Source organism: Bacteroides clarus (assembly GCF_015555825.1).
Taxonomy (GTDB): Bacteria; Bacteroidota; Bacteroidia; order Bacteroidales; family Bacteroidaceae; genus Bacteroides; species Bacteroides clarus.
On sequence record NZ_JADNLF010000013.1, the window covers coordinates 98,759 to 123,499 of the forward strand.

General features: G+C 42.6%; 20 protein-coding genes and 1 riboswitch. Of the genes, 14 read left to right on the plus strand and 6 right to left on the minus strand.

Features of this window, described 5'->3' with window-relative positions; all coding sequences use genetic code 11:
- The first annotated feature begins 71 nt into the window (after positions 1-71).
- From I2F54_RS13860 to I2F54_RS13880, 5 genes are read left to right on the plus strand one after another with little or no spacing between them, the layout of a single operon-like run.
- Complete coding sequence (locus I2F54_RS13860) at positions 72-545, plus strand: phosphatidylglycerophosphatase A family protein (protein WP_118046084.1); 474 nt, start codon at positions 72-74, stop codon at positions 543-545.
- Positions 530-1,036, plus strand: a complete 507-nt coding sequence (locus I2F54_RS13865) for a GtrA family protein (RefSeq protein WP_195501492.1) — start codon at positions 530-532, stop codon at positions 1,034-1,036. The genes I2F54_RS13860 and I2F54_RS13865 overlap by 16 nt, the downstream gene beginning before the upstream one ends.
- Positions 1,037-1,047: 11 nt before the next feature.
- Positions 1,048-1,698 (plus strand): CDP-alcohol phosphatidyltransferase family protein, encoded by a 651-nt coding sequence (locus tag I2F54_RS13870; protein ID WP_009120513.1) that lies wholly within the window; start codon positions 1,048-1,050, stop codon positions 1,696-1,698.
- Positions 1,698-2,630, plus strand: a complete 933-nt coding sequence (locus I2F54_RS13875; RefSeq protein ID WP_195501493.1) for a phosphoinositol dihydroceramide synthase — start codon at positions 1,698-1,700, stop codon at positions 2,628-2,630. The genes I2F54_RS13870 and I2F54_RS13875 overlap by 1 nt, the downstream gene beginning before the upstream one ends.
- 10 nt (positions 2,631-2,640) lie before the next feature.
- Entirely contained in the window at positions 2,641-3,813 is a 1,173-nt protein-coding gene (locus I2F54_RS13880; protein ID WP_022219684.1) for an iron-containing alcohol dehydrogenase, read from the plus strand.
- 47 nt (positions 3,814-3,860) lie between these two features.
- On the opposite strand, the gene I2F54_RS13885 is transcribed toward I2F54_RS13880, so the two are convergent.
- Complete coding sequence (locus tag I2F54_RS13885; protein ID WP_009120516.1) at positions 3,861-5,435, minus strand: Rne/Rng family ribonuclease; 1,575 nt, start codon at positions 5,433-5,435, stop codon at positions 3,861-3,863.
- 296 nt (positions 5,436-5,731) lie between these two features.
- Positions 5,732-6,007, minus strand: a complete 276-nt coding sequence (locus I2F54_RS13890; RefSeq protein WP_004290360.1) for an HU family DNA-binding protein — start codon at positions 6,005-6,007, stop codon at positions 5,732-5,734.
- Positions 6,008-6,192: 185 nt separating this feature from the next.
- Between I2F54_RS13890 and mutY the strand changes: the two genes are divergently transcribed.
- The 4 genes from mutY (at position 6,193) to I2F54_RS13910 (ending at position 9,778) form a co-directional block, all read left to right on the plus strand.
- Positions 6,193-7,245 carry an A/G-specific adenine glycosylase gene (mutY, locus tag I2F54_RS13895; RefSeq protein ID WP_410518270.1) on the plus strand — a complete coding sequence of 351 codons (1,053 nt, stop codon included), beginning with the start codon at positions 6,193-6,195 and terminating at the stop codon, positions 7,243-7,245.
- A gap of 72 nt (positions 7,246-7,317) precedes the next feature.
- Positions 7,318-7,773 (plus strand): single-stranded DNA-binding protein, encoded by a 456-nt coding sequence (locus I2F54_RS13900; RefSeq protein WP_009120519.1) that lies wholly within the window; start codon positions 7,318-7,320, stop codon positions 7,771-7,773.
- A 23-nt stretch (positions 7,774-7,796) separates the two neighbouring features.
- On the plus strand, positions 7,797-9,149 hold the full coding sequence (gene gldE, locus I2F54_RS13905; RefSeq protein ID WP_087413698.1) for a gliding motility-associated protein GldE: 1,353 nt from the start codon (positions 7,797-7,799) through the stop codon (positions 9,147-9,149).
- On the plus strand, positions 9,149-9,778 hold the full coding sequence (locus tag I2F54_RS13910) for a 4'-phosphopantetheinyl transferase family protein (RefSeq protein ID WP_087425679.1): 630 nt from the start codon (positions 9,149-9,151) through the stop codon (positions 9,776-9,778). Before gldE ends, I2F54_RS13910 begins: the two co-directional genes overlap by 1 nt.
- 4 nt (positions 9,779-9,782) lie before the next feature.
- On the opposite strand, the gene I2F54_RS13915 is transcribed toward I2F54_RS13910, so the two are convergent.
- From I2F54_RS13915 to I2F54_RS13930, 4 genes are all read right to left on the minus strand, one after another.
- Complete coding sequence (locus I2F54_RS13915) at positions 9,783-10,082, minus strand: GNAT family N-acetyltransferase (RefSeq protein WP_009120522.1); 300 nt, start codon at positions 10,080-10,082, stop codon at positions 9,783-9,785.
- A gap of 55 nt (positions 10,083-10,137) precedes the next feature.
- Complete coding sequence (locus tag I2F54_RS13920) at positions 10,138-11,511, minus strand: tryptophanase (protein ID WP_087425680.1); 1,374 nt, start codon at positions 11,509-11,511, stop codon at positions 10,138-10,140.
- 274 nt (positions 11,512-11,785) lie between these two features.
- Positions 11,786-11,995: riboswitch (cobalamin riboswitch) on the minus strand.
- 34 nt (positions 11,996-12,029) lie between these two features.
- Positions 12,030-13,826, minus strand: coding sequence for a sensor histidine kinase (locus I2F54_RS13925; protein ID WP_009120524.1), 1,797 nt, complete (start codon positions 13,824-13,826; stop codon positions 12,030-12,032).
- On the minus strand, positions 13,801-14,490 hold the full coding sequence (locus tag I2F54_RS13930; protein WP_087425681.1) for a response regulator transcription factor: 690 nt from the start codon (positions 14,488-14,490) through the stop codon (positions 13,801-13,803). The genes I2F54_RS13925 and I2F54_RS13930 overlap by 26 nt, the downstream gene beginning before the upstream one ends.
- Before the next feature lie 192 nt (positions 14,491-14,682).
- Here I2F54_RS13930 and I2F54_RS13935 point away from each other — a divergent pair, with 192 nt between their 5' ends.
- From I2F54_RS13935 to I2F54_RS13955, 5 genes are all read left to right on the plus strand, one after another.
- Positions 14,683-15,885, plus strand: coding sequence for a hypothetical protein (locus tag I2F54_RS13935; protein ID WP_118046078.1), 1,203 nt, complete (start codon positions 14,683-14,685; stop codon positions 15,883-15,885).
- 399 nt (positions 15,886-16,284) lie between these two features.
- A complete protein-coding gene (locus I2F54_RS13940) occupies positions 16,285-19,482 on the plus strand; it encodes a SusC/RagA family TonB-linked outer membrane protein (RefSeq protein WP_195501495.1) in 3,198 nt (1,065 codons plus the stop codon).
- Positions 19,483-19,506: 24 nt separating this feature from the next.
- On the plus strand, positions 19,507-21,477 hold the full coding sequence (locus tag I2F54_RS13945; protein WP_195501496.1) for a SusD/RagB family nutrient-binding outer membrane lipoprotein: 1,971 nt from the start codon (positions 19,507-19,509) through the stop codon (positions 21,475-21,477).
- A gap of 260 nt (positions 21,478-21,737) precedes the next feature.
- Complete coding sequence (locus I2F54_RS13950) at positions 21,738-22,547, plus strand: DUF3805 domain-containing protein (protein ID WP_195501497.1); 810 nt, start codon at positions 21,738-21,740, stop codon at positions 22,545-22,547.
- A gap of 79 nt (positions 22,548-22,626) precedes the next feature.
- Positions 22,627-24,516 (plus strand): ABC-F family ATP-binding cassette domain-containing protein, encoded by a 1,890-nt coding sequence (locus I2F54_RS13955; RefSeq protein ID WP_195501498.1) that lies wholly within the window; start codon positions 22,627-22,629, stop codon positions 24,514-24,516.
- The last annotated feature ends 225 nt before the right edge of the window (positions 24,517-24,741 follow it).

The window sequence follows — 24,741 nt, forward strand, 5'->3', positions numbered from 1 at the left end:
TCTACTGCCTTACCACTTTTATCGCTTTATCACCCTATCACATTATCACCCTTTTATCATCTTTTTTATCAATGAAGAAACCCTCTTTTTTCCCGATTCTCATCGGTACGGGCTTCGGTTCGGGCTTTTCTCCTTTCGCTCCGGGTACGGCGGGCGCTTTGCTGGCTGCGCTTATCTGGTTCGGATTATCTTTCATTGTTTCGGAAATATGCCTGATATGGCTGACGGTAGTTCTTGTTCTTGTCTTTACGGTAATGGGGATATGGGCCACCAATCGTCTTGAACCTTGCTGGGGGGAAGACCCTTCTCGTGTGGTGGTGGACGAGATGGTGGGAGTATGGATTGCATTGCTGGCTGCACCGTCAGGGAATGTGTGGTATGCGTTGGGAGCTTTTGCTCTTTTTCGTCTGTTCGACATTTTTAAGCCGTTGGGAATCCGTCGCATGGAAAGTTTTCCTGGCGGATTTGGAGTGATGATGGATGATATCTTGGCGGGAATTTATAGCTTTGTAGTCTTAATCGGAGTAAGATGGCTGATAGGCTGAAAGAAATATCGGGATTTGCAGGTTGGCGTCATGCTGTTTGGGTCTTTGTGAAGGCCCAGCTTTCGTCGTATGTGGCAAGTCTTGTGGATTTTCTTGTGACCATTCTGCTGGTTAAACTATCCGGACTTTTTTATTTGTACGCTACTTTCTTAGGCTCCGTGGCCGGCGGCACGGTGAATTGCGTCATTAACTACGGCTGGGTGTTTCATGCGGACGACTGTAAAAAAACGCACGTTGCGCTGAAATATCTTTTTGTCTGGGGAGGTAGTATTTTATTGAATACATGGGGCACATTTGCCCTGACGGAGTGGTTGACGGGCATGCACTGGGTGGACGGATTGCTGGGACATTACATAAACGATGTGTTTATTCTGTCCAAAGTAATCGTAGCCGTTCTGGTGGCGTTTTTCTGGAACTATCATCTGCAACGGGTATTCGTATATCGCAATCATAATTTCAGAAAATTTATACGACAATATTTTAGAGACTAAATAGAACTGATATGAATTATAGAGATTGGCTGCAACAGTTGATTTATAAGATTATAAATCCGGTTGTGCATGGCATGATTAAGGTGGGCATTACGCCTAATTTTATTACTACCACCGGACTGGTGATGAACATTGTGGCTGCGTGCGTATTTGTGTATGCGGGTGTGTATAAACCGGGTGAACCGGCCTATGTGGGTTGGGGAGGAGGAATCGTTCTCTTTGCCGGTTTGTTTGACATGATGGACGGGCGTGTGGCGCGTGTAGGCAATATGTCTTCCACGTTTGGCGCATTGTATGACTCGGTGCTCGACCGTTATAGCGAGATGGTGACGTTGTTCGGTATCTTCTATTATCTGATTTTGCAAGGTTATCTGTGGGGCTCGATGATAACTTTTGTCGCGTTGATAGGTTCGCTTATGGTGAGTTATGTGCGCGCACGTGCCGAAGGACTGGGGCTGGAGTGTAAAGTAGGTTTCATGCAACGCCCCGAGCGTGTGGTGCTGACCAGTCTTGGCGCTTTGTTCTGCGGTATTTTCGGAGATTGCAAGGCATTCGACCCCATGTTGATACTGATTGTTCCGATGGCTGTGATAGCTGTTCTTGCCAATTTGACGGCATTTGCGCGTATTGCGCATTGCCATAAATTATTAAAGAAGCAATGATGAAAAAGAATATTTTTCCTTCTGTCAAAGAAGCGCTGCCCGTTGCTGTCGTTACGGTGCTGTTCTTGTTGTTGACGGCCGTGTGTATAGGGCTCCGTACAGAGCATCTTCTGATGGCGGGTCTGTTTCTGGTACTCTTCTTTGCGGGGAAAACAACCCGTAAATTGGCGGTGGCGCTACTTCCTTTTATCATCTTTGGCATTTCTTACGACTGGATGCGGGTATATCCCAATTATGAGGTGAATCCTATTGATGTACAGGGATTGTATGAGGCGGAGAAGTCATTGTTCGGTATCTCGATTGATGGAGCAACGTTGATTCCCTGTGAGTATTTTGCGCAGAATCACTGTACGATAGGCGATTTCCTTGCAGGTATATTCTATCTTTGCTGGGTTCCTGTTCCTATTGCGTTCGGCTTGTGGCTTTATCTGAAAGGCGAGCGTAAGGTGTACCTTCGTTTTGCCATGGTCTTTCTGTTGGTAAATCTTATCGGATTTGCCGGATATTACATCCATCCGGCAGCACCACCCTGGTATGCCATGAACTACGGCTTTGAGCCGATTCTCGATACTCCGGGTAATGTAGCGGGGTTGGGACGTTTTGACGAACTGCTGGGATGTTCTGTCTTTCATTCCATTTATGGGCGGAATGCCAATGTGTTTGCCGCTGTTCCTTCATTGCATGCTGCTTATATGGTGGTAGCGGTAGCGTATGCTGTTATGGGGTGTTGTAAAAAATGGCTGATAGCTTTGTTCTCTGTTATCATGGTGGGTATCTGGTGGACGGCCGTTTATTCCGGTCATCATTATCTGATTGACGTGATGTTGGGCATTTCCTGTGCTCTGCTGGGGATTCTGCTATTTGAGCGGGGATTGATGAAATGGGGGGCGTTCAAACGTTTCTTTGAGAGATACAGTCAATATATAAAATGATAATACAAGTATGAATAATTTTGTCTTTTACAGTCCTACGGAGTTTGTTTTCGGCAAGGAGACGGAAATGCAGGTCGGTACTTTGGCCGGTAAGTATGGAGCACGGAAAGTGATGATTGTATATGGCGGCGGTTCCGTGGTGCGAAGCGGATTGTTGGACAGGGTGAAGCAATCTTTGCGGGAAGCCGGTATTCAGTATTGTGAAATGGGTGGCGTACAGCCTAATCCGGTGGATACAAAGGTGTATGAGGGGATTGAACTTTGCCGTCGTGAACAGGCTGATTTACTGCTCCCCGTAGGAGGCGGCTCTGTGATTGACACGGCAAAGGCTATTGCTGCCGGTGTGCCTTATGAAGGTGATTTTTGGGATTTCTTTATAGGTAAGGCGAAAGTGGTGAAAGCGTTGAAAGTTGCCGTTGTTCTGACGATTCCCGCTGCGGGTAGCGAGGGTTCGGGCAACTCGGTTATCACGAAAGTGGATACCTTGCAAAAACTGAGCTTGCGTGTGCCGGAACTGTTGCGCCCGGTTTTTTCCATTATGAATCCCGAATTGACTTATACATTGCCGCCTTTTCAAACGGCTTGCGGTATCGCCGATATGATGGTGCATATCATGGAGCGTTATTTCACTAATACGCAGGATGTGGAAATAAGCGATCGTCTTTGTGAGGGTACGCTGACGGCTATCATTAAAGAAGCTTATCGCATCAAGCGGAATCCGGAAGATTATGGCGCACGTGCCAATATAATGTGGTGCGGAACGATAGCTCATAACGGAACTTGCGGCGTAGGTTGTGAGGAAGACTGGGCTTCGCACTTTTTGGAGCATGAAGTCAGTGCGATTTATAACGTTACGCATGGAGCAGGATTGTCTGTGATAGTTCCGGCATGGATGACTTTTATGGCTGGACATAATCCGAAAAAGATAGCCCAATTTGCCAACCGTGTTTTCGGTATTCCCGAATCAGAGGATTTGGAAGAGATGGCTTTGGCCGGAGTGTCCCGTTTGAAGCATTTTTTCCGCTTTATAGGACTACCGGTTAATTTTAAGGAACTGGGTATTGAGGAGCCCGATATAGACCGCCTGGCGGATAGCCTGCATCGCAATAAAGGAGAGTTTGTGGGCAATTATGTGAAACTGACAAAACAGGACAGCAAGGAAATCTACCGTCTGGCATTGTGATAATGAACAAAAAAACGGCGAAGTGTTTATCTGACTTCGCCGTTTTTTTATTTGATTTCGATTTCTTCCTTCATATCAATCTCTTCTCCTTGCGGATCGTAGAAGATATACTCCAGAAACGCTAATTTCTGACTTGGAATAATCTTGATTCCGAATCCGTATTTCATCTGCCATTTCCGTTTCAGTGAGAGAACTCCCTGATTGATGTAGGCAGCGATATACGGGTGGATGTGTAACGAGAATTTCTTTATCTTCAGTTTGTTGACAAGGTAGTCAATTTTACTCTCTAAGGTGTCCGTAAAGAGGATGGACGATTTAATAGTGCCTTTACCGAAACAGGTCGGACAGGTTTCCGTAGTATTCACATCCATTGCCGGGCGTACTCGCTGACGCGTGATTTGCATCAATCCGAATTTACTGAGCGGCAGGATATTGTGGCGTGCCCTGTCTTTCTGCATGTTGGCGCACATACGTTCGTAAAGCTTTTGTCTGTTTTCGGCTTCATTCATGTCAATGAAATCCACCACGATGATACCACCCATATCTCTTAGCCGCAATTGGCGTGCCAGCTCATCAGCGGCTCCCAGATTCACTTCCAGTGCGTTGGCTTCCTGCCCGTTGGCATTCTTGGTGCGGTTACCGCTGTTCACGTCTACTACGTGAAGCGCCTCAGTGTGCTCAATAATCAGGTAAGCTCCGCTTTTGTATGAAACGGTTTTGCCAAATGATGACTTTATCTGCTTGGTGATACCGAAATTGTCATAAATGGGAAGTTGACCTTTGTACAGTTTTACGATTCCTGCCCGTTCAGGGGCGATGAGTGTTACATAATCCTTGATTTCGTTGAAGACAGCTTCGTTGTTCACGTAGATGTTTTCGAAGGAAGGATTGAACAAGTCGCGCAATAAACCTACGGCACGGCTGGTTTCTTCGTAAATCAGTGTCGGATACTTGGTCGCTTTTTGTACTTTGGTAATAGCTTCTTCCCAATGTTTCAGTAATACTTTAAGCTCTCCGTCAAGCTCGGCTACGCGTTTTCCTTCGGCGACAGTGCGGACGATGACACCAAAATTCTTAGGCTTGATGCTCATCAGCAGTTGTTTGAGACGGGCGCGTTCTTCGCTCGATTTAATTTTTTGTGATACGGAAACCTTATCGTTGAAAGGAATTAGCACGAGATAGCGTCCGGCAAAAGAGAGCTCGGAAGTCAGGCGCGGTCCTTTGGTCGAGATAGGTTCCTTTACGATTTGCACCACTACTTCTTGTCCTACCTTGAGTGTATTGGATACTGTTCCGTCCTTTTCAAGATCGGGAAGTATGGTTGCTTTGGTAATTGGATTAAGCTTCTTTTTATCGCTTAAAGTCTGCTTTACGTATTTTTCTAACGAGTTAAATTGAGGACCTAAGTCCAGATAATGAAGAAAAGCGTCTTTCTCGTAACCCACGTCCACGAAGCAGGCATTCAGGCCCGGCATCAATTTCTTGACGCGTCCCAAATACATATTGCCCACAGAGAAGGAAATATTCCTTCCTTCGCTTTGAAGCTCTACCAGGCTTTTATCTTCGAGTAAAGCTATGGAGACCTCTTTGGGCTGTACGTCTACAACGAGTTCGCTTGTCACAATAATTTGCTTTTTACATTTTTATTATACAGATATTTTCTGTTCAGATTGACCGATACATCAATAGTTGTGTATTGATGTATCGGTTTGATACTTAAACAAAGAACAAACCCGCGAGACAATTAGCTTCACAAGTTTGTTCTTTATTTTGTCCTTCAGACTAAAAATTACTTTTTGCTTTTATGTCTGTTCTTTCTTAGTCTTTTTTTACGCTTGTGCGTAGACATTTTATGTCTTTTTTTCTTCTTTCCGCTTGGCATAGCTTCAAAATTTTATGGGTTAATACTAATTGTTTATTATTTTTTCACAGCAATGGTGAATGTCTTGGCAGGTTTAAAAGCCGGAATGTTGTGTTCCGGAATGATGATAGTAGTGTTCTTTGAGATGTTACGAGCTGTTTTCTGAGCTCTTTTCTTCACTACAAAACTACCAAACCCGCGGAGATAAACATTTTCATCTTTAGATAAAGATGCCTTCACTGCGTCCATGAACGCTTCAACGGTTGTAAGTACTGTGACTTTGTCAATTCCGGTGTTCTTTGTAATTTCGTTTACAATATCAGCTTTAGTCATTTTTTCTTAAAAAAAATATTATTACTATAGTTTTCTAATTTTTTGGACTGCAAATATATAGCTTTTTGGCGGCTCTAAAAAATATATTCTGGACATTTTTTGAAAAAAGTCAAAGCATTAAGCTTTGTTAGACTGAAAAACTGTATTTTTGTTCTTTCGAAAAAAGGACTGCATCCTTTTGGGGTATGGAACTATATATGAATAGATTGACTGAAATTTTATTGGATTGGTATGCGGACAATAAACGCGATTTGCCTTGGAGGGATACTGCCGATCCTTACCGGATATGGATTTCTGAGATTATTTTACAGCAGACGCGAGTGGCGCAAGGATATGAGTATTTTCTTCGTTTCATCCGCCGTTTTCCTGATGTGGAAACTTTGGCTTCGGCTTCGGAAGACGAGGTTTTGAAATATTGGCAGGGATTGGGATATTACTCTCGTGCCCGTAATCTGCATGCCGCTGCCAAGAGTATGAACGGTAAGTTTCCGGAAAGCTATCAGGAAGTCCGTGCCTTGAAAGGAGTAGGGGACTATACGGCTGCCGCTATTTGTTCCATAGCCTATAATATGCCTTATGCGGTAGTGGACGGAAATGTATATCGTGTGCTTTCCCGCTATTGGGGTATCGACACTCCTATTGACTCTACGGAAGGGAAGAAACTTTTTGCAGCTTTAGCCAATGAAATGCTTGATAAATCCCGGCCGGCTGCGTATAATCAAGCCATAATGGATTTCGGGGCTATTCAGTGTACGCCACAGTCGCCTAATTGTATGTTTTGCCCTTTGGCGGATAGTTGTACCGCTTTATCGAAAGGGCAGGTTATGCAGCTTCCCGTGAAGCAGCATAGGATAAAGACGTCTAACCGTTACTTTAATTATATATATGTACGCATGGGCGCGTGTACCTTTATACATAAACGAACGGCCGATGATATTTGGAAAAATTTGTTTGAGTTGCCATTGGTTGAAACAGACAGGGATTTATCGGAAGATGAGTTTTTGTCATCGGTTTCCTTTCGCTCACTTATGGCGGAGGGGGAGATACCGGAAGTACGTTCGGTGCTTCGGAATGTGAAACATGTTTTGTCTCATCGTGTGATTTATGCTAACTTTTATGAAGTTGTTTTGCCGGAGAATTCCCGTTCTTTTTCGGAATATCAGTGTATCGGAATGGAAGATTTGGAGCAATATCCGGTATCTCGTTTAGTACATGCTTTTTTGGAGAAGTATGTATAAAAGTTGGCTGTATTCTTGCATGATGTTGTTATTCTCGTTAATTTTGGCAACAAATTTTAAAGTTGAAAGCGTATGTCAGTAAATAAAGTGATATTATTAGGAAATGTAGGCAGAGACCCTGAGGTGAGATACCTTGATACCGGTGTAGCTGTCGCTACTTTCCCTTTGGCTACTTCAGACCGTGCCTATACATTGGCAAATGGAACGCAAGTTCCTGAACGTACGGAGTGGCATAATCTTGTCCTTTGGCGCGGACTGGCGGAAACGGCTGAGAAATACGTGCATAAGGGAGACAAGCTTTATGTGGAAGGTAAAATACGGACTCGTTCGTATGATGATCAGACCGGTGCGAAACGCTATGTAACAGAAATTTTTGTGGATAACATGGAAATGCTCTCTGCGAGAAGCGCAGTGCCCGGAACCGCGCCGCAGGCCGGTATGCCCGGACAAACGGGTGCTCCCGTACAGTCAACACAATCGCAGGTTACTCCTGCGCAAAATAATCCGACGGACGATTTACCGTTCTAATTGTTTAACTAAAACCAAAATCTTTGGACCCAGACGCTTATTTATGCCAGTTGGCGGATATATTTAACGGTATAACCGTACATGCTCCTTCTGTTTCGGCTATTATAGCCATTGTATTGGCAGGTGTGCTTTTACTTGCTTCCGGTTTTGCTTCGGCTTCCGAAATAGCATTCTTTTCACTCTCGCCGTCCGATTTGAATTCTGTTGAAGAGGGGAAACACCCTTCTGACGGGAAAATCAAAAATCTATTGGATGATACAGAACGATTGTTAGCCACGATACTGATTACGAACAACTTCGTGAATGTAACGATTATCATGCTCTGCAATTTCTTTTTTATGAATGTGTTCCAATTCCATTCAGCCATTGCGGAGTTTTTAATCCTGACGGTTGTGTTGACTTTCCTGTTGCTGCTTTTCGGTGAGATTATGCCGAAGATTTATTCGGCGCAAAAAACATTGGCTTTTTGCCGTTTTGCAGCTCCCGGTATCATGGCATGCCGTTCCATATTCTATCCGTTATCGTCAATACTGGTACGCTCTACTTCGTTTCTTAATAAGCATTTTGTGCGTAAGAATCATAATATTTCAGTAGATGAACTTTCACATGCGTTGGAGTTGACGGATAAAGCCGAGCTCTCGGAAGAAAATAATATTTTGGAGGGCATCATTCGCTTTGGTGGTGAAACGGCCAAGGAAGTCATGACATCGCGTTTGGATGTGGTTGACTTGGAAATCCGTACTCCTTTTAAGGATGTGTTGAAGTGTATCGTGGAGAATGCTTATTCGCGTATTCCCGTTTATGCGGAGACGCGTGACAATATAAAGGGGGTGCTTTATATCAAGGACTTGCTCCCTCATCTGAATAAGGGGGATAATTTCCGTTGGCAGTCATTGATTCGTCCGGCGTATTTTGTTCCGGAAACCAAGATGATTGATGATTTGTTGCGTGATTTTCAGGCAAACAAGATTCATATCGCTATTGTGGTGGATGAATTCGGAGGAACGTCGGGTATTGTCACGATGGAAGACATTATTGAAGAGATTGTGGGCGAGATTCGTGATGAATACGATGATGAAGAGCGTACATATGCTGTGCTTAATGACCATACATGGGTGTTTGAGGCTAAAACACAACTGACGGATTTCTATAAGATAACCAAGATAGATGAAGAAACCTTTGATGAGGTGGCAGGTGACGCCGATACTTTGGCGGGGCTTTTGCTTGAGTTGAAAGGGGAGTTCCCGGCACTTCATGAGAAAGTGACCTATGATTGTTATGAATTTGAGGTTCTTGAAATGGATAACCGCCGTATCTTAAAGGTGAAGTTTACAATTAATGAGCCGGTTCGGGAAGGTACTGAAACAGAGAAATAATGCCCGTTTTTAAACAATATACAGAGAATTCATACAGATGGGGTATCTGGAAAACAAGTGAAAGCCTGGAAGAAATGCTTGCCTTACTTCCTCATAAAGGGAAATATGAAGAGGACATCGGGAAATTTGCAGCCGGTTCTCGTAGATTGGAGTGGCTGGCTGTGCGTGTGTTGTTGTATACAATGCTTGGTGAGGAGAAAGAAATACGCTATTATTCTAATGGAAAGCCTTATTTGGCAGACGGCTCTTTTTCTATCAGTATTTCGCATACAAAAGGTTATGTCGCTGTCTTATTAGGTGAGCCAAAGAAAGAAGTAGGTATTGATATCGAGTATTATAGCGGACGGGTACGGAAAGTGGCGCATAAATTTATGCGTGCGGATGAACAAGAATCACTATTCAGGGGTACGGAAACTTGGTCGTTGTTACTTCACTGGTCTGCAAAAGAAACCATGTTTAAATGTATGAATGCTTCCGATGTCGATTTTCGGGAACATTTGCATGTAATGCCTTTTATAGTTGACGAACAAGGAGTATTCTCCGCTGCGGAATATCGTACAGCGGAGAAACGGAATTTTCAGATTCACTACTACTTGTTTCCGGATTTTGTACTAACGTTGAGCTTGTAGTTTATTAAACGTGAACACCTCTTAGGACAATCCGTCTCCATTCCGGATGTTTGTGAATATAACCCGCTATAAATGGGCATAAAGGAACCAAGCGGAGTTGCTGCCTTTCAATGTCCTGCAATGTTTTTTCAACAAGCTGGCTGCCAATACCTCTGCCGCCTAAACCGGCGGGAACTTCTGTATGCGTTAGAAATATTTCGCCATTAATTGATTTAATATACTCTATTCTTGGGGTATACTTTTCGACATGGAACTCATACTGATGGCGCTCCTTGTTGTCTATTAATTCATAATTTTCTGCCATAATTGTAAATGCTGATGTTTAGTCATATAACATTCATTATGGCAGAAAAGTTTTTTTACAGCCTTTCCAACTGCACTGTGAAGTGACGCATTAACGGAGCTTCCCAGGTGATGCGTACTCCTCTGGTAATTGTTTCACGTCTGTCATATACATTTTTAAGCGCGGCGGCGATTACATTCATGTGGTTATCCGTGTATACGCGGCGTGGAATGGCCAGTCGGAGTAAATCCAATCCGTTGAAGCGGTTTTCACGGGTAACGGGATCACGGTCGGCAAGTAGATAACCGATTTCACACCCGCGTATTCCGGCTTCCAGATATAGCTCGACGGTCAAAGTCTGCGCAGGAAACTCTTCTTTAGGAACATGTGTCAAAACTTTGGGAGCATCTACAAAAATCGCATGTCCTCCGGCGGGACGTTGATACGGTATTCCGTATTCATCTAATTTTTTAGCCAGGTATTCTATTTGGCAAATACGGGTTTCAAGATTATCGAATTCGGTGTTTTCATCCAAGCCGATAGCGAGTGCATTCATATCGCGGCCGTTCATACCGCCATAAGTAAGGTAACCTTCGAATTGTACACAGAATCCTTTTGCTCCTTCATACCAGTCCTGACGGCGGGTTGCGATAAATCCTCCCATGTTTACGATGCCGTCTTTCTTGGCACTCATGGTCATACCGTCTGCAAGAGCGAACATCTCTTTGGTTATTTCCTTTATACTCTTGTCTTTGTAACCTTCCTCGCGTGTTTTAATGAAATAGGCGTTTTCGGCAAAACGGGCAGAGTCGAACAGAACAGGTTTGTTGTACTTGTCCGCGATATTTCGGACTTCGCGCAAGTTTTGCATGGAAACCGGTTGCCCGCCGGCTGTATTGTTGGTGATGGTAACAATGATGAATGGTATGCGGTCATTATGTTCTTCTAAGGTCTTTTCCAGTTTTGCAGGATCTACGTTACCTTTAAAGGGAATTTCCAGTTGTGTTTGTCGCGCTTCGTCTATTGTGCAGTCCAGTGCGATTGCCTTTCGGCTTTCAATATGCCCTTTGGTGGTATCAAAATGCGAATTTCCCGGTACAATATCTCCAGCGTGCACCAGATGAGAGAATAAAACATTTTCGGCGGCACGTCCTTGATGTGTAGGAATGATATATTCAAAACCTGTCAGCCGGGTAATAACTTCTTTCAGATTGAAGAAAGAGGAAGCGCCGGCGTAACTTTCATCTCCGAGCATGATACCGGCCCATTGTCGATCGCTCATGGCTCCTGTTCCCGAATCGGTGATAAGGTCGATATAAACTTGTTCTGATTTTAGTTGAAAAACATTGTAATGAGCTTCTTTCAACCACTGTTCACGCTCCTGGCGGGTGCTTTTACGGATAGGCTCCACCATTTTGATTTTCCATGATTCGGCGAATGGTAATTCCATAGATTCTTTTTTTATAAGTTCGACAATAGGTCAACGGATGAATCCGTTTTTGCGTTTTATGTGCCGAATATAAGGATTTTATGGATGATTGGCAATGTTTTTTGTGACTTTTTGTAAAACAAATGTCCGGACGAATCACTTCGGCCGGACATCATTTAAATAAACTTGGCAGAGTTTATTCTCTTTTTACTTTCTTTGAAAGAGTTTTGATGAATGAAATGATTGGATAGAATTTATCCGGCTCATTAGACTCAACGCTTTTTCCTCGAAAGCAATGATAAGATAACGCATGGCAGGTCTTCTGACTTGTTTCTGTTGCAGACAGCCTTCCCGGACAACATATCCAGTGGCATGGAGAGAGAATTTATTGTCTGCAACATTATGTGAAACTTACAGCAGCGGGACTGTTCAGGACTTACACCTGATTCCCTTTTAATTGCCCCCTTTGAAAAAAAGGGGCAAACCAATGCATTGCAAAGATAATGAAAAAAGTAACAAACAAAACCGAATAAGAGAATTTATTTCTCCTTTGCCAATGTAAATACAAACTCCAGTCCGCCACCTTGATTATTTTTGGCGGAAATTGTTCCGCCATGAATGATGACGGCATTTTTTACGATGGCAAGTCCTAAGCCCGTACCGCCTAATTTTCGCGAACGTCCTTTATCTACGCGATAAAAGCGTTCGAACAAACGATTCAGATGCTCCGGTGAAACTCCTATTCCTGTATCCGCAAAACTGAAATAATAGAAGTTCTCATCTTCACGGAAACAATTGATGTTGATGTGAATATCGGTGCCGGCATAGGCTATGGCATTATCCATCAGATTGCGGAATATGGAGTATAGCAGTGAGTAGTTGCCTTTTAACTGTATTTTGGGTTGTAAGCTGTTGACTACCGTAATACGCTTTTCTTCCAGTTCCAATGATACTTCATTGACTATATTGGTGACAAGCATGCTGATGTCTACCTTTTCCATATCAATCATATTGGCGGCTTCATCCATACGTGTCAGTACGGAGATATCCCGCAACAGGCGGCTGAGGCGATTGCTTTGGGCATAGCAGCGTTCGAGGAAGGTCTGCATCTTTTCATGCGAGATGTTCTCGTTGTTGACGATGGTTTCCAGATACCCCTGAATGCTGCTTACGGGAGTTTTCAGCTCGTGGGCGATGTTCTGCGTGAGCTGCCGTTTCAGGCGTATCTGTTCTTCTTCCAGAGTGATGTCGTTGATGGAGATTTCAAAGCTCAAGTCTTGGAAGATGATACATTCTACAATGAATATGCGTCCGTTTTTATTAATATTGATGGATAGCCGTTTTTCTTCTTTATCCGAAGGCCGTTTTTGCGCTTTGCTGATGAAGTCGGTGATCTTCTGGAACTCACAGATGGAGAATATCTCTTCTGTGGTCTGCAAGTTAGAGTCGGAAATGAGGTTGCCGTATTGGGTGAAAAGGTTATTGACAAGAATTTCCTTCTTGTCTTTGGTGAACACTCCCAACCCTTCACGGGCGGTTTGCAGATGGGTGATAAGCTTTTCGCGTTCAATGTACAGCGCTTCTTTAGTTTCACGCAAGCGTCTGTATATCTGTATGATGTGCTGGGAAATCTCGCCAAGCTCATTGTGCGGAAAGGCGGATTGTATATCGGTTTCCACCGGTTCGTTCTTGTCGGCGCGCTTGGCAAATTCGCGCAGGTGATTGATTGCGGTACCCAGTTTGGATGTAAACTTGTAGAAGACGAATATCAGCAATAAGGTTACGATGGCTGTAAACCAAAGGTAATGCGGGTCGGCTGCCAGGCTGTTTATAAGGTTTACATTATAGGGCAATGCCGAGCGGATGATATAATCGGGATAGAGAGTTGCCGAATAGAAATAAGGTATACCTGTAGTTTCGGAGGTACGTCTTAAATCATATCCTTTACCGTCTTTTAATGCTTCTTGGACTTCCTGACGATTGATGTGATTGCTGAATACTTCTTGGGAAGTTTCATCGCAACTGTCGTAAAGCACGTGACCTTGCAGATTTACGATAGTAACACGAAGGTCTTTGTGTGGACCTTTGGCTATATACCGGTTTAAGGCAGATGTCCATAAACTGTCCGGAATATTTCGCAGCTCTTGTTGCAGGCGTTCGTTATAGTCTTGGAGTTGCGTGTCAAGTAGCTCGACTTTATACTCTTTCTCCCGTTGATATTGATAAGCAATAAAACAGGTTGCAAAAACAAGAAACAATGAGATTACCGAAAGGAATAACTTCCGGCTGAATGACAAAAAATGCCTGTCATTATTCGGCTTCGAAGCAATAACCATATCCTAAACGAGTTACAATGCATTTGCCATATATTCCTATTTTTTTGCGCAGGCGGGTGATGTTTACGTCTATGGTGCGGTCCAGCACATATACTTCGTCACTCCAGATGCGGCTTAATATGTCTTCACGGGAAAATACACGTCCCTTGTTTTGCAGTAGCAAGAGCAGTATTTCAAACTCTTTCTTGGTAAGAGGCGCTTCCTCTCCATCTATGCTTACTTTCTTTTTTATGATGTCGAGCACTAATGATTTGTAGACGATTTGTTCCGGCGCGCGTTCGGTTTCAGCTTGCTGTGTACGACGTAACACGGCTTTGACGCGTGCTGCTACTTCTCGTAAAGAGAATGGTTTGGAGATATAGTCATCCGCGCCTAAATTAAATCCGGTTACCGTATCGTTTTCCGTATCTTTGGCAGTAATGAAAATGATAGGGACTTTGGCTGTTTTCTTTTCCTTTTTTAGCATACTTGCCATTTTGAATCCGGAGATTTCTCCCATCATCACATCCAATAATAACAAGTCGTAAGTACTGATATCCATTTTTAAGGCCTCTTCAGCAGAATTTGCGGTATCTACTTCGTAGCCTTCGTTCTCAAGGTTGAACTTTAAGATTTCGCATAAATCTTCTTCGTCATCTACTACTAAAATCCGGTATTCGTTCATTGTACTTCTTATTAATGTAAAGAGAGACATACGGCGTCTCTTTATTACAAAGTTAAACTTTATTTCTTTTCTTCGACAAAATTGCGGCGTTTTTGTTACGATGGAATGAAACAAGTATTACATTGTGATTACAAAATCTCTATTTCAGTTAATTAAATATTATCTTTGTGTTGTTTTAAGAAGGGTGACTATATGAAAGAATTAATGAATATAACAAGGTGGGGGCAATCTAAGTGGCGTATGTCATTGATAGTGGCTGTATTGGCTGTTGTAATCATTGGTTCGGTTTGGTTGAACGTCGTTCCTTTCCGTTCCGGTTTTGAGATAACGGATGAATTGGGCGGTAATATTTTTCCTTCCAGCATTTTGTCTGTCGCAACAACAGACGCTCAAGTGATTGTACCGGCTGACTCAATGTTTGTAGGGAATCCCAAATCTTGTATTGCAGTGAAAGTCCGCTCTACAAAGGCTTATAGCCGGGTGAGGATAGAAGTTGCGGAAACCCCTTTCTTCTCTCGTTCTGTTTCAGAATTTGTATTGGCAAAACCGCGTACTGAATATGCAATCTATCCCGATGTTATTTGGAATTATGAAGCTTTGAAGAATAATAATCAAGCGGAGCCGATTAGTGTTGCCATTACGGTAGAAATGAACGGGAAAGAGCTGGGGCAACGGGTGCGTACTTTTTCGGTGCGCAGTATTAATGAGTGTTTATTGGGATATGTTACAGGAGGTACAAGATTTCATGATACCGGCATTTTCTTTGCGGCGTATGTAAATGAAGAAAACCCTATGATAGACCAGCTATTGCGTGAAGCATTGAATACTCGTATTGTGAACCGTTTTCTTGGTTATCAAGGTAGTCCTGAAGCTGTCGATAATCAGGTTTATGCATTGTGGAATGTTTTACAGAAACGTAATTTCCGGTATAGCTCTGTTTCTAATACTAGTTTATCCAGTAATGTGGTATTCTCGCAACGAGTCCGGACGTTTGATGATGCTTTGGAGTCATCGCAGATTAACTGTGTAGACGGCAGTGTTTTGTTTGCTTCTTTGCTTCGTGCCATCAATATCGAGCCGATACTGGTACGTACGCCCGGACATATGTTTGTAGGTTATTATACTGACGCGAATCATAAGGATATGAAATTTCTTGAGACTACTATGATTGGAGATGTCGATTTGGATGATTTCTTTCCTGATGAACAGTTGGATTCTACTATGGTGGGGAAAACACAGAATCAAATGTCCCGTATAACTTTTGATAAGTCTAAGGAATATGCAAGTCGGAAATATCAAGAGAATGAAAAGGGGATTCATTCAGGCAGATTGAATTATATGTTTCTGGAAATATCCAAGGATGTAAGAAGACGGATACAACCAATAGGGAAATAACTAAAATAAAGTTAATTGTAAGGTTATAAGTACTCTGGGAACTTTTTTACTCTATGTGATTAAGTTCTGTCTCATTTTTGATATATTTTTCTTTTCTGTGTTTTATTATTTTAAATATTTGTTTTTAATAGTTAATGCTATTACTGTCCTTCTAATAAAATCCTGCTTTCTGAAAATGCTATAAAATTATTAATCACATGGTAATAAAGGAGTATTCACCTGTCGTGTATAATGCTTTTTTGATAGGGATTAATGAATTTTGTTATTTTGTATTTGGTAATATTGCAAAATCATAAAAGCAAATATATTAATATTTATTTAATATATTTTAAACTAATTGCTCTTTGATTTGCTGAATTAATTTATAAATTTGCAAACAAATCCAAATAAATAGAGCTTATGAAAAGAAATTATTGCTTATCATTAGTGTTGCTTGCATTGTTTGGGATGTCTGTGCCATATTCAGCTGTTGCCGCTGATAATGTGCTAAGTTCCCAGAGTACTCAGCAAGCTAAAACAATCACAGGTAAAGTAGTGGATGTTGCAGGTGAACCGATTATTGGAGCCAGTGTATTGGTGAAAGGTTCCGGTACGGGTACTGTTACTGACATCAATGGAAAATTCTCGGTAGAAGCTCCAGTGGGTAGCACATTGGTAGTCTCATTTGTCGGATATGCTACGGAAGAAGTGAAAGTAGGAGCGGCAAGCGACTATACCGTTACCCTGAAAGATGACACCCAGTCATTGAGTGAAGTTGTTGTAACGGCGATGGGTATTAAAAAAGAGAAAAAAGCCTTAGGTTATTCGGTTTCAGATATTAACTCCAAAGAGTTGATGAAGAATAAACAAACGAATGTGGTAAACTCTTTGGCCGGTAAAATTCCCGGTGTAAATATTACGCAGGCCGGTGGTGCCGCCGGTGCCGGTTCCAATATCGTAATTCGTGGTGGTAATTCTGCCAGTGAATCTCGTGACAATCAACCTTTGTTTGTTGTAGACGGTATTATCTATGATAACTCTACGGTTAATACCGGTAATTCCGGTACCGATGGTATGACGAAAACGGCGACGACTTTCAGTAACCGTGTAATGGATATTAACCCTGAAGATATCGAAAGCATGTCTGTATTGAAAGGTGCTGCGGCTGCCGCATTGTACGGCTCCCGTGCCGCTAACGGTGTTATTATCATTACTACCAAAAAAGGAGAAGAAGGTGCTGTAAGAGTAAATGTAAGCAGTAAATATACCTATTCATGGGCTAATAAATTACCGGAAGTTCAGAATCTGTATGGCCGTGGAGAATATAATACTTCCGGTTCCTTTATTGATAAGACAATGGATTCCTGGGGAGACAGAATCGATGGAACCGCTTATGATAATATAGGTGACTTCTTCCAGGGAAGCAGTGTTTGGGATAACAGTGTCAGTGTATCCGGCGGTAGCAAAAACGGTTCTTTCTATTTGTCCGGTTCCAATTATCATCAGTCCGGTATTATTCCTACAACAGGTTATGACAAGACGACTTTCCGTTTTAATGGCGAACAAAAATACGGTATTTTGACAGTAGGAGCCAACGTTTCTTATTCACAGGCAAGTACCGATAAAACGTTGACCAGTGCGGGCTTGTACGGACAAGGAGGTAACGGCGCGATGACCGCTGTTTACGGATGGCCTATCGATGACCAAATGAGCCGTTATCTGAATGATGACGGTAGCAAATACCGTATATTGGAAGGTCTGCAGGATTTGGAAGATGATATAGAAAACCCGTATTGGATTCTGAATAAGAATACTTTGACTGACGAAACATCCCGTTTTACAGGTGCTCTTAATGCAAGTTTGAAACTGACAGACTGGTGGGATGTGTCGGCACGCGCAGGTATTGATAAATATACTACCGGTTCCAATACGCTTCGTCGCGCAGGCGGTGCGGTTAAGCAGATATATCAGAACGGTTATATGTCTAAGGGTGATGTGAACTATCAATATATAACAACGAACGTAATGTCTAACTTCCATAAGACTTTCGGGGATTTCGACTTGAATCTTTTGGTAGGTACCACCACGGAAGCTACAAAGACCACGAACAATACTCGTTGGGGATATAACTTTGTAACGGAAGGACTTTACAGCTTCAATAATATCATTAAAGCCAATCAGTATTTCAAGGAGAGTACGGTACGTAAACGTATGGTAGGTCTTTATGGAGAATTCCGTGCCTCTTACAAGAACCTTGTTTATTTGACGGTGACCGGACGTAATGATTGGTCTTCTACATTGCCGGTAAATAATCGTTCTTATTTTTATCCTTCTGTAAGCGGCTCATTCGTATTTACCGAGTTGTTGCCGAAGAATAATGTACTTTCATTCGGTAAGATTCGCGCATCCTGGGCACGGGTCGGTAAGGACGCCGACGCGTATTCTTTAGGTTATTATATGTGGCCTGTGGCTACACTGAATGGCGGCAAGTACGGTATGGGTAATAGTTGGACAGGCGGTAGTGTCGGTTTGAAGCCCGAGATACAGGATTCTTATGAATTAGGTTTGGAAATGCGTTTCTTTAACGGACGCTTAGGATTTGATTATACCTACTATCAAAGCAAGACGAAAGACCAAATCTGTGCACCGCGTTTAGCACAGTCTACCGGATATATCTTCCTTACACTGAATGGCGGTTCGGTAGAGAACAAGGGTATGGAACTCTCGATTACGGGTAAGCCTATTGTAACAAGAGATTTCCAATGGGAAACAACATTAAATCTTTCCGGTAATCGCGGACGTCTGGGTGACTTTATCGACGGCGTAGATGTTTTCTATGTGACAGATGCGCAGATTGGTGCGGCTAAAGCCGGTTCAATACCGAATGGCGGTTATTTCTTAGGATTGACGGGTAATAAGTACGAAACGGCTCAAGGACCTGACGGTAAGATGTATAATGTAATCGATGCCTCTACCGGCTTATATAAAGATACGCAAGTTGAAACCAATATTGTGGGTAACCGTGAGCCGAAGCTGATAGGTGGTTTTAACAACAGTTTCAGTTATAAGAATTTCAATCTTTCCTTCTTGTTCGATATACGTTTGGGTGGCGATATCTATAACGGTACCGAATACTACCTCGTAACGAAAGGACTGAGTACGAAGACAATAAACAGAGAGTCCGTATCGTTTACAGGCGTTGTCAATACAGGTACTACGGCGAAACCTGCTTATGAAACCAAAACTATTACTTATAATGCCAATGAAACTTATCAGGTTGGTAACTCTACCCGTTCCGGTAAGTATATGATTCAGGAATATTATAAGAACTACGCAAAGAATGCTTACAACTTTATTACCGATACCAATTGGTTGCGTTTGCGTTCTATTTCTTTGTCCTACGATTTCAAGGATCTGTTGAAGAAACAAAATATAATCAAGGGACTGACTGCCACGATTACAGGAACCAACCTGTTTGTCTGGACAAACTATAAAGGTATGGACCCCGAAACATGCGTTTCCGGTTCCGGTACAGGTGGTTCCGGCTCTGCAGGTATTGACTATTGCGGTGTTCCGGCCACAGCCGGCATGTCGTTTGGCATTAATCTTACATTCTAATAACGGATTTAAAAAGATAAGAGTATGAAGAAACTAATACATATTGCACTTGGCTTGGCGCTTGTGTTCGGAATGTCTTCTTGTGAGGACTACTTGGATGTGAATACAGATCCGGATAATCCGGTGTCCGAAACCGTATCACCGCAGCTTCGTTTGCCGTGGATACAGAACTATTACGCTTATGCGTGGGGTACGGCCAGCATGCGTACCAATACGATTGCCGGTATTATGACACAGACGGGTGGTACGGCTGCCAACAGTCTGCTGTCATCATGGAATCCGGCCCAAAGCTCATGTACTACCATCTACCAGAATTTCTATCTGGGTGCGGGTGTGAATATTGAGGCATTGATTGATAAGGCGGAAGCAGAGGGAGCTTATCATTATGAAGGTGCGGCATATTGCATTAAGGCAATGGGATTCATGATGATGCTCGATTTACATGGCGAATTACCTGTTCAAGAGGCATTCATCGGTAAGACAGACCCGGCTTATGACGATGGTAAGGCCATGTATGAACTTTGTATGGGCTATTTGGATAAAGCTATTGAGAACTTTGGCAAACAACAGAATCCCATTGCCCCGGCATTGAGTGCCGGTGATTTGTGGAATGGAGGAGAAGTTTCCAAATGGTTGAAATTATGTTATGGTCTGAAAGCCCGCTATTTATTGAAATTGTCAAAGAAAGCGGATTTGTATGATCCGGAGGCTATTTTGGCAGCATTGAATTCCGCGCCTCAATCGAATGATGATAATACTATTATGAAACATTATAACGTAGAGGGAGATGAAGTCAATTTCACAGTAAGCGATCCTTATCAGGCTTCCGTTGTTTGGGACTGTACCGGATATGGAGGAACGCAACGCCTGACACGTTGGTATGTTAATCTGCTGACCAATGAATTTACAGGTGGTTCGGGAACAGAAGATCCCCGTTTGACAAAGCTGGTTCCAGCTATGATGAAAAATGTAAAATTGAATGCTGATGGCAAAATAATTTCCAAGGAATGGGCACGTGATGCCGGAGTAGATGTAATACATTCCACTACTCGTGCAGAAGGTGGACCGGTAGCCGCTTTATTTGTAACGGGTGGAGAAACCGGCTATAATAAGGATAAAGGAGGTTTTGTGATAACTTATGATTTGTCCAAGGCGGATAATACAGTAAAGACGGAATTTATTACCAATGCCCAAGCCATACATCAAACTACGGTTGATGGGGATAAAGTGACTATTCTATATCAGAAAGGCTCTGCTTACTGTAATACTACAGACTATAAACGTGCGGGTGATACTATTTATGTAAACTTACGTTCCAATGGTATGGCCAATAGCGGGCGGAATACTACGGATATGTATTACTATACAGATGCGAAGTATGATTATGTAGGTGGTACGGGTACATTCTATGCACGTCCTAATTCGGATACGGATATCCTTACTTATTCGGAAATGTGCTTTATTAAAGCGGAAGTTCTTTTCCGTAAAGGAGATACTGATGGAGCGTTGAGTGCTTATAAGAAAGGTATAGAGGCAAACTTTGACCGTATGCAGGAAAAACTGAAATCATGGGAGGCTGAAGGTACGCAGAACGAGGATCAGAAACCTATGGCTGATGATGCCAAAAGTTCTTATATGGCAAGTAATGCCGTATGCCAAAATGCAGCCAATCTGACTTTATTCGAAATCATGCGTCAAAAAATTATAGCATTGGGTATCAATATTGAAAACTGGAATGATATGCGCCGTTTGGATTATGACTATGTAGATTATGACCGTCCAAATGATTTTTCCGCTGTTAGTAAGATTATAGGTACTTCTAAGAATGATCCTACTTATTGGTTCCGTCGCTTCAGCCAGAGTACTCACGAAAGTAACTATAACTTAACTCAGTTGAAAGCATCCAACAAGCAAGCTATGACAGACCCGATTTGGTCGTGTCCGGTTTGGTGGGATTGCGCAACAGATAATGAATATTATGGTTACATTAAGTAAGCGATAAATTCGTTAGTTTATAGAATGTTAAATTAAATATCTTAAAATCTTGATGTGCATATTATTTCATTGATTATCTTTGCACTCGAAAATAGATTTATAAGATATATTAAAATATTGGAGACCTAAACAGTCTTCATTCATAGATGATGATTGGAACAGTCGGTTCGTGAGAATCGGCTGTTTTTTGTTTGGATTGTTTGCATATCAACAGCGGTAATGTTACTTTTGCAAGAAAGAACTCATTTAGTCAATGAAATATGAAACAAGGTAAGAAATTTATTTCTCCGGGAGCATGGTTCTCTATGGTTTATCCGGCAGACTGGAACGAATTTGAAGACGGGGAAGGTTCTTTCCTGTTTTATAATCCTAATGAGTGGACGGGTAATTTCCGTATATCTGCTTATAAGGGCGATACAACGTATGGTCAAGAAGCCGTTAAGCAGGAATTAAAAGAGAATACTTCGGCTGTATCTGTAATGGTAGGGCATTTAAACTGTGCGTACAGTAAGGAAATGTTCGAAGAAGAGGGTACATATTATACTTCCCATCTTTGGATTGCAGGAATAGACGATGTCGCTTTTGCATGCTCGTTTACAGTGCGCAAAGGCGAATCAGTGGTAGAGGCCGAAGATATCATAGCTTCATTGGAAGTCCGCAGAGCCAATCAGAAATATCCGGCAGAAATAATCCCGGTACGCCTTTCTGAAATTTACCAGATAAACGAGGCATACGAGTGGGTAAGTACCACAGTGAAGGAATTGCTGAAGAAAGACTTTCAAGGACAGGAAGAAGATATAGCCAATATGCAGCAGATAATGGATAATGGCAGTATCAGCACCAAAAAGAAAGAGGCATGGCTTGCACTCGGCATTACACTTTGCATTATTTTAGCCAATGAAGTAGACGGCTTGGAATGGTACACGCTGATTGACGGTAATCGCGAAGCGCCTGTTCTAATGAATATCGCAAGCAATACTATGATAGACCCGATGAAATTAGTATGGAGCAAAGTGAAAGCCGGAGAAACCTGCAATCTTGCAGAGGTTTATAAGAACCTGCTTTCATAACAGCCCTTATTTTGATACCCCTTGCCGTCCCGTATGGCAATTCTCAATTTTTAATTCTCAATTCTCAATTTAATAAGTTTTGGCAGCAGTAAATTCAATTCTCCAAGTAGAAAATTTGACCAAATCATTTGGCGACTTGGTACTATTCGAGAATATATCTTTTGGTCTATCCGAAGGGCAGCGTGTAGGGCTTATTGCCAAGAATGGAAGCGGCAAGTCTACATTGCTTAATATCCTTTCCGGAAAAGAAGGTTATGACAGCGGTACAATCTCTTTCAGACGAGATATAAGAGTTGGTTATCTGGAACAAGACCCTCAATATCCGGAAGAACTGACCGTATTGGAGGCTTGTTTTCATCATGGCAACAGTACCGTGGAATTGATTAAGGAATATGAACGTTGCATGGAGACGGACGGACATCCCGGTTTGGACGGGATTCTGGCGCGTATGGATCATGAGAAAGCCTGGGAATATGAACAAAAAGCCAAACAGATCCTTTCCCAACTCAAAATCCGTGATTTCAATCAACAGGTGAAATCACTTTCCGGCGGACAATTGAAACGCGTAGCGCTTGCCAATACACTTATCACCGAACCCGATCTTTTGATATTGGATGAACCCACCAATCACTTGGATCTTGACATGACCGAATGGCTGGAAGACTATCTGCGTCGTACCAACCTTACCCTGTTGATGGTGACACACGACCGGTACTTTCTCGACCGTGTCTGTTCGGAGATTATTGAAATAGACAACCGTCGGATATATCAGTACAAGGGCAATTATAGTTATTACCTGGAAAAGCGTGAAGAGCGTATCGAAGCCCAAACCGTAGAGATAGAACGCGCCAATAATTTGTATCGTACGGAACTCGAATGGATGCGACGTATGCCGCAAGCCAGAGGTCATAAGGCGCGCTATCGGGAAGAAGCTTTTTATGAGTTGGAGAAGGTAGCCAAGCAACGCTTCAACAATGATAATGTAAAGCTGGATGTAAAAGCATCTTATATCGGCAGTAAAATATTTGAGGCAGACCATCTTTATAAGTCATTCGGTGATTTGAAGATACTGGATGATTTCTCTTATATCTTTGCCCGTTATGAGAAGATGGGTATTGTGGGAAATAACGGTACGGGAAAATCCACTTTCATCAAGATACTGATGGGACATGAACAAGCGGATAGCGGTGTGTTGGACATCGGCGAAACCGTTCGTTTCGGTTATTATTCTCAAGACGGGTTGCAATTTGACGAACAGATGAAAGTCATAGATGTAGTGCAGGACATTGCGGAAGTGATAGAGTTGGGTAACGGCAAGCGTCTGACGGCATCACAGTTCTTACAACATTTTCTCTTTACACCCGAAACGCAGCACAGCTATGTCTATAAGTTGAGCGGTGGCGAACGTCGCCGTCTTTATCTGTGTACGGTATTGATGCGTAATCCTAACTTCCTGGTGTTGGATGAGCCCACCAATGACCTTGACATCGTTACATTGAATGTACTGGAAGACTATTTGCGGAATTTCAAGGGATGCGTCATTGTGGTGAGCCACGACCGCTACTTTATGGATAAGGTAGTAGACCATTTATTGGTATTCAACGGTCAGGGAGACATTCGCGATTTCCCCGGCAATTACACCCGGTATCGCGACTGGAAGGATGCGAAAGCCGCTCAGGAGCGAGAGAAGGAAAAAGAAGCGGCAAAAGCTCAGGAAGAGAAGACGGCGAAAGTGCGTTTGAATGAAAAACGCCGTATGTCTTTCAAGGAGAAGCGTGAATTTGAACAACTCGAACAAGATATAGCGGCATTGGAAGCAGAGAAGCAATCCATTGAAGAAGCTCTGTGTAGCGGCGCGCTGTCCGTAGATGAATTGACGGAGAAGTCGAAACGCTTGCCGGAATTGGCGGATTTGATTGATGAAAAGACAATGCGCTGGCTGGAATTAAGTGAAATAGAGTCTAACTGAAAGTCGGGAATAAGTAAGTATGTATAAGTAAACGTGTAATAAGTAAACATGTATAATAAATATGTATCAGTAAACATGCATAAGTAAATATTGAAATTTAGTTTATATCAGTAACAATCAGTTTATATCAGTAACGATGAAATAGCGTAACCTAAGGCTGAAAGTTTTTTTATCTTTAAGCCTGAAAGGCTCTTATCTTATAGCCCGGGGTAACACCCCGGGAAT

Bases quoted from the DNA above. Each gene is read 5' to 3' on its own strand.
- I2F54_RS13865 (WP_195501492.1), top strand. From the start codon at position 530: ATGGCTGATAGGCTGAAAGAAATATCGGGATTTGCAGGTTGGCGTCAT.
- I2F54_RS13875 (WP_195501493.1), top strand. From the start codon at position 1,698: ATGAAAAAGAATATTTTTCCTTCTGTCAAAGAAGCGCTGCCCGTTGCT.
- I2F54_RS13900 (WP_009120519.1), top strand. From the start codon at position 7,318: ATGTCAGTAAATAAAGTGATATTATTAGGAAATGTAGGCAGAGACCCT.
- I2F54_RS13935 (WP_118046078.1), top strand. From the start codon at position 14,683: ATGAAAGAATTAATGAATATAACAAGGTGGGGGCAATCTAAGTGGCGT.
- I2F54_RS13860 (WP_118046084.1), top strand. From the start codon at position 72: ATGAAGAAACCCTCTTTTTTCCCGATTCTCATCGGTACGGGCTTCGGT.
- I2F54_RS13945 (WP_195501496.1), top strand. From the start codon at position 19,507: ATGAAGAAACTAATACATATTGCACTTGGCTTGGCGCTTGTGTTCGGA.
- I2F54_RS13920 (WP_087425680.1), bottom strand. From the start codon at position 11,511: ATGGAATTACCATTCGCCGAATCATGGAAAATCAAAATGGTGGAGCCT.
- I2F54_RS13890 (WP_004290360.1), bottom strand. From the start codon at position 6,007: ATGACTAAAGCTGATATTGTAAACGAAATTACAAAGAACACCGGAATT.
- I2F54_RS13910 (WP_087425679.1), top strand. From the start codon at position 9,149: ATGCCCGTTTTTAAACAATATACAGAGAATTCATACAGATGGGGTATC.
- I2F54_RS13940 (WP_195501495.1), top strand. From the start codon at position 16,285: ATGAAAAGAAATTATTGCTTATCATTAGTGTTGCTTGCATTGTTTGGG.
- I2F54_RS13930 (WP_087425681.1), bottom strand. From the start codon at position 14,490: ATGAACGAATACCGGATTTTAGTAGTAGATGACGAAGAAGATTTATGC.
- I2F54_RS13870 (WP_009120513.1), top strand. From the start codon at position 1,048: ATGAATTATAGAGATTGGCTGCAACAGTTGATTTATAAGATTATAAAT.
- mutY (WP_410518270.1), top strand. From the start codon at position 6,193: ATGGAACTATATATGAATAGATTGACTGAAATTTTATTGGATTGGTAT.
- I2F54_RS13880 (WP_022219684.1), top strand. From the start codon at position 2,641: ATGAATAATTTTGTCTTTTACAGTCCTACGGAGTTTGTTTTCGGCAAG.
- I2F54_RS13915 (WP_009120522.1), bottom strand. From the start codon at position 10,082: ATGGCAGAAAATTATGAATTAATAGACAACAAGGAGCGCCATCAGTAT.
- I2F54_RS13950 (WP_195501497.1), top strand. From the start codon at position 21,738: ATGAAACAAGGTAAGAAATTTATTTCTCCGGGAGCATGGTTCTCTATG.
- I2F54_RS13925 (WP_009120524.1), bottom strand. From the start codon at position 13,826: ATGGTTATTGCTTCGAAGCCGAATAATGACAGGCATTTTTTGTCATTC.